Annotated in this window: 5 protein-coding genes; 2 read left to right on the forward strand and 3 right to left on the reverse strand. The window is 57.7% G+C overall.

The window, feature by feature from the left end; genetic code table 11:
* On the reverse strand, window positions 1-198 hold a 198-nt coding region (locus tag JQC81_RS31810), incomplete at its 3' end, for a hypothetical protein (RefSeq protein ID WP_203275767.1).
* Window positions 199-400: 202 nt separating this feature from the next.
* On the opposite strand from JQC81_RS31810, the gene JQC81_RS31815 reads away from it, so the two are divergent.
* Both JQC81_RS31815 and JQC81_RS31820 read left to right on the forward strand, forming a co-directional pair.
* Window positions 401-1,294, forward strand: coding sequence for a sterol desaturase family protein (locus JQC81_RS31815; protein ID WP_203275768.1), 894 nt, complete (start codon window positions 401-403; stop codon window positions 1,292-1,294).
* Between the two features lie 64 nt (window positions 1,295-1,358).
* Window positions 1,359-1,835, forward strand: a complete 477-nt coding sequence (locus JQC81_RS31820) for a hypothetical protein (protein ID WP_203275769.1) — start codon at window positions 1,359-1,361, stop codon at window positions 1,833-1,835.
* Window positions 1,836-2,776: 941 nt separating this feature from the next.
* Here the strand turns inward: JQC81_RS31820 and JQC81_RS31825 are convergent.
* Window positions 2,777-3,148, reverse strand: coding sequence for a VanZ family protein (locus JQC81_RS31825; protein WP_203275770.1), 372 nt, complete (start codon window positions 3,146-3,148; stop codon window positions 2,777-2,779).
* Between the two features lie 201 nt (window positions 3,149-3,349).
* On the reverse strand, window positions 3,350-4,900 hold the full coding sequence (locus JQC81_RS31830) for a coiled-coil domain-containing protein (RefSeq protein WP_203275771.1): 1,551 nt from the start codon (window positions 4,898-4,900) through the stop codon (window positions 3,350-3,352).
* Window positions 4,901-5,376: the final 476 nt, after the last annotated feature.

Consider the following 5,376-nt stretch of genomic DNA (forward strand, 5'->3'; position numbering starts at 1 on the left):
AACACTGTCCGGAATGAAATCGGAATGGGTGTCCGGCTTCACCTTGGAATAAGCGTCCGGCTTCATCGGAATCCGCAGCCCGGGTGCTCCCATCGATGGAGGGGCCGCCAGTCCCGCGAGCGCAGCACCACTCGTGCCAATACCAAACGTGAATACGAAGAATGCAAAGCCGAGCTTGTTGGTCGATGATCTAAGCATATGATCCTCCTATCTTTGTTCCCGCTCGCACAGGCTACGGGCGGCATGCCATCACTGTCGAGTTATGCCCGCAGGGATACTCGGGATAGTGAATTTGTACTCTTCCGGAGGAGTAGGCAGCGATGCGTTCTCTTGTTTTGATGTGCCATGCCTTCTAGGCCCACCGAGGGATGCGCGTTTACCCGAAATCGAGGGAAGCCCATTGGAAGCACTCGAACGCTTTGCGACATGGTTGAAACTTGATGGAGAGCTCCTTCCATATGGCGTGCTCTTCGCTTTGTTTGCAGTCCTGAGCGCAATCGAGACCGTCCATCCACCTTTTGAGCAAGCGCCTGAACGGCAACGCCGCTGGCCTGCAAACATTGGGCTGGGTCTGGTAAATGTGTTCCTGCCGCCCTGGCTGCCGATCTCGATTTTCTGGGCAGCGGAGTGGGCGCATGATAACCACGTGGGAGTGCTGAATGCCGTCTCCTGGCCAGATTGGATCTCAGTCCTGTGCAGCGTCGCGCTTATTAACCTTACAGACTATGTCATTCACGTGTTGCTGCATAAGGTGCCCTTGTTCTGGCGGCTGCACCGGGTCCACCATCTGGATACTCACTTGGACGTCTCGACAGCCGTGCGCTCTCACCCTGGCGAATTGGTTCTTGTTCTTCTGATTACCCTGCCCGTTGTGATTGCGCTGGGAATCACCCCGTGGGTTCTGGTTCTCTACAAACTGGCCGAGGCCGTGATGAGTGCCTTGACTCACGCCAACATGCGGTTGCCCAGGCACGTTGACCGGGTTCTGGTAACGCCTAACATGCACGCGATCCACCACTCATCCTATCAACCTGAAACCGACAGCAACTACAGCTCAGTGTTCCCGGTCTGGGACCGGCTCTTTGGAACCCATACCAGGATGCCGAAACGAGGCTACGACCGAATGCAAGTAGGTCTTAAGGAAGTCCGAGATGCACGGGCTTCCGACCTCTGGTGGCAGATCACATCTCCGATGCACAGAACTCTCCGACACTCCGGGATGGGCAACGATCACCTATGGGCGAAGACTCAGGTATCTGCGAACGATCCAGCCGCATCGGAAGGTCGGACATGACTGCCTTGGACAACCCAAGCTACATCCCCGCGTTCCCTGTGAGCATTTGTCTTTGGGGTTTGATATGACCATTGTACGACCCGTATTTAGCATCGTGTTCGGGCTTGTGCTGGTCATCAGCCTGTCTCTGAAGGTTGTGACGCTCACCCGCGTGGTTGGCCCCAAGCCGACCGTGGCTTGGTCAGAACTGGCTTTGCTGCTGGAGCAGCAGGGTTTCCAAACGAGCTACCGGCCCGCGACCCACAACGACTTGACGTGGGTGTCAGGCGCGGCAGGGGCGTGCCGGGTTCAGGTGACCGAGGTTGACCCTCAGGGCTGGAACCAGTCGCTTGTTGCTCAAGTCGCCAAGGACAACCAACTGTTTTATCTCTTTTCTGGCGAGATCTTCTCTGAACAGCCTACGGTGCGGACACGGCTTATTTACTACTGGAACAAGCTGAACCGCTACGTTGGCATCAATTTGCGGCACTACCCTGTTCTGGCCTTTGTTGCGACACCAGCCTGCCAAGATTTGCCCCTGCGCGAGCTTGCCTCGCTGTAGTTCCGAAAGGCATATGTGGAAGAGGAGAAGACACTGGATCGGGCGTGCCGTTGCTGCTCATCGCAGGCGGCTGTGCTCTGATGCTTTTCTCCTAGCTACAGGACTGCGGCACAACCGGAGCGATGTTCGCAGGTAAGGTCCTGGGCACCCCAACGTTGCATGACCGCATCAGGTGGAGTTCGCAGAGGTCTTCCTTCCCACAGCCAGGCTTCCTGTTGAGGTAGCCCTTACGCTGAATTGCGCGTTCAAACTTTCGAGCAGAGGCTCGATCCGGCTGGGGTTACATCGACAGAGGGCTTCATCATGACCCACCTGCTCCCACCGAATGCGAATAATTTAGCAGGCACTCCCCTTTTTGTGATCAGGAGGCTGTTGAGCAGCTTCGTGAACATAGGCTGGACGGTCCACCGGCTGGGCCGTGCTTCAAGCTATAACAATTGGCACTACGACGACTGCGACTAGTCAGATCGTGCTCTCGGTGCAAGGCATCTGCTTCCGTGCCGCGCTGTTGAGCCCCTACACCTAATTCTTTGTAGCTGGCACCTTCTGGAGAGGAGGAACCTTGGAGGCCCGAATTCCTGGCGAGGAAGGGCACTCTTCGGGACAGCCCCTTGACAGGCTCTCCCATCAAGCACCTGCCTCGGCGAAATGGCACGTTACCGTCCCTGTTGCCGAGCTCAAATGGAGGCGACAATGCACTTGATCCACACGGAGCGTTTCGTTGTCTTCCAGATCCAGAGTGAATGGTTAGTCACGGCTGGAGATCTGTGTGCGATCTCCTATCCCACGCGCAAGGAGGCTGAGACCTGGGCCTTCGATGCCGCAGACATCTTGGCCTCTCAAGGGCGCGCTGTCTGCGTCCTGATCTTGCCAGAGGAGTCCGGTGGCGATCGCCAGCATCCGATAGCCCTAACAGGACGTACTTCTCGGGTAAAGCTAAACTAAACGTCCTCACCGCTCCTGGTGTTGCGTTCATTGCCCGCCATGGCACGAACGAGCATAACTAAAGCGGCCCCCAGGAGAGCGCCCGATGCCTTCACCAGACCATCCGGAAGACGGCCATGGCGGCCAGGAACATAGGTTTGAGCGGCCTCAAGACAGCCAATGATCCCGACCAGCAGCACAAGGATGGGGAGGCGGTGTTTCGGGTAGCCGAAGCAGAAAGCAGCTCCCGTGACTGCAAAGGCAGCAAACCGCTCCAACCCAACCGGAGCGGTAGTGACGGGCCGCTGCTCAACGGGCGAGAGGGTGAGGACCGCAATGGCAAGGACGAGCAGCCATGCAACCCAGCGAAAGAGAACCTTTGGTGTCATATTGGTCGGTTTAGCCGATTGCGCGCGCACTGTGCATGGCTCTTTTGCGCTTCCCATGTGGTGTGTTGGGCTGTGGCGCAACCTCGTGATCATTGTGTTAGAAACCCTGCCTTGCGCAGATCTCGGTAGCTTGGTTGTGGTTGCCCCGTCTCCCAGAGACATCATGTGTTACGCCTCTTGAGACATTGAAGCGATTATAGCTCACCAAAGCCTGCTGTCAGGGAGCAAGGCACTTGGTAGGCCAAGAGCGTCCGGGTTGCGCACCATAAAATCATCAGAAGCATCTTGCGTGGGCAAACGGCCTGGTCGGCCCGCTCCGGGCGAAGGCTTCTCAACCGGCTGGACGCTTTGGTGTCGGGCCTCTCGCCTACGTTCGCTGATCTTGGTTGCTTCAGGCTCGGTTCGGTTCCTGCCGCTGGGAATGGGCGCAGTCACCGTATCATTGTCTGGTCTAACGCGTGTTTTTCCTGCGGACTCCAGGGAGACCTGCCGAGCCTTGTCATTCATTGTGCCTCTACGGCTCTTCTGTCGCGTAGCACGCTCTTCATCTTTTCCTAGCTCGCCTGGTGAAGCCGTAACCGCCTCCAGAGGCAGAGGGACTTGGAAGATCCGAGTTGCTGGAAGCAGTTCCCGGCGACTGTTGAGAAAAGGAATAACAATGTGTTCCTGATTCTGGTGCAACTGGCTCGCGGTCTCCTCCCTATCGCTCTCCGATGCGGTGCGTGCAGCAAGCTGACCTTTGACGACCTCCAGCTGCTCAAGGGCGGAAATAGCGCTTTGCCTCTCGCTGGCTGCTGCTGTCCAGGCCGCAACGACCCTAGCTTTAAGATTGTCAAGCTGCTTATGCGAGTTCTCCAGTTCCTTATACGACGCGGCGGCTTCCGCCAGTGCATCTTCCGCGCGCTTCTTCTCCTCAACAGCGGCTCTTCGATGCTCGGTTATCTGCGCCTCGCTAGCTTCCAGGCTGGCGTGCTGCTCCCGGAGGGAACTTGCTGCCTCCCGCCGCGCGGCAGCAAGCTGACCTTTCACTGCCTCCAGCTCCTCAAGGGCGGAGGTCGCCTTCTGCTTCTCGCTCTCTGCTGCCTTCTGGGCCTCAACGACGCTTGCTCTCAGATCGTCAAGCTGCTCATGTGACGCGGTGACCCGCAACAGTGCCTTGTCTGCCCGCTCCTTCTCCTCGATAACGGCTCTTAGATGCTCGACCACCCGGCGCGTATTCGCGTCTGCCTCAGCAAGGCGTTCTCGGAGGACGATCACCTCCTCCTGCTTTCCCTTCAGGTCAGCGAGCTGCTCCTGGATCCCTGCTACCTCTCTCTGCTGTTCGACTAGACTGGCAACCTGTTCTTGAAGGGGCACTAACTGCCGTTGTGCAGCGTCAGCGCGCACCCTCTCCCGCTCAAAGGCAACCTGGAGTGCAAGAGCCTTGACCTCGCCGCTTAGGGAGAAATCGGCAGATTGCTGCGCCGCAAGCAGTGGCAAGTTCTGCCACCTGCCAGCCATGCTGGGAAGCCGCGCGGTCGGAGCTGAAGCTGCCGTACGAGGAGCATCGGTGATGGAGTGAGCGCCTGCTAAATCCGACAGGCGGTGGTTGATTGCAGACTGGTCGTTTGCAGAGCCGGTAAACAAGTACGTCGTGACACCCACTAGAACCAGAGCGCCAACCATGCCCCACCACCTCGTAACGCCGAACACGGATGAGGCAAGCCTTCCAGAGTGCGCCGCACGAGAGAGCGAAAACCGTTGCCAGGTCATGGGCCATCCTTGATCGTTTCAGATCGACTGCAGCGGTAGCTATCGCCGAGATAGCGTAGCCGTAATCAAAGCGACATGTGTGCTGCGTCGTGTCCGTCACACAAACTGAGATGCATTGTTGGTCTGCTTTGCGGCTTCGCCATGCATCCTCATCGGCAATTCAGGAGGATGATACTTTCTGGCCAGTTTAGCGGTTGAACGAGCAGGACCTCAACCAGGGCGCTTGCGGAGGTTAAGGTCCGTGCATGGGATTAGGCTTCTAGGCCATACACCGGGTACACGCATTCTGGCACAGCCATAGTGATTATTCCGTGGCCGCCTCCATGCTGGACCTTCTGCGCGAGGCCAATGGCGTGGGACGAAAACCCTCGCGCGAGAGAATGACCAGGATGCCCTCCCATCACACGTTCAGCGACGCCGCAGCACAGTTTCTGCCTCTAACGTGGAGATCTGGGCAGTCGGCTGATAGTTAAACC

The sequence above is a fragment of the Microvirga arabica genome (assembly GCF_016811235.1).
Lineage (GTDB): Bacteria > Pseudomonadota > Alphaproteobacteria > Rhizobiales > Beijerinckiaceae > Microvirga > Microvirga arabica.

Coding starts and splice junctions, on each gene's coding strand:
- JQC81_RS31820 (WP_203275769.1), top strand. CDS start 1,359: ATGACCATTGTACGACCCGTATTTAGCATCGTGTTCGGGCTTGTGCTG.
- JQC81_RS31825 (WP_203275770.1), bottom strand. CDS start 3,148: ATGACACCAAAGGTTCTCTTTCGCTGGGTTGCATGGCTGCTCGTCCTT.
- JQC81_RS31830 (WP_203275771.1), bottom strand. CDS start 4,900: ATGACCTGGCAACGGTTTTCGCTCTCTCGTGCGGCGCACTCTGGAAGG.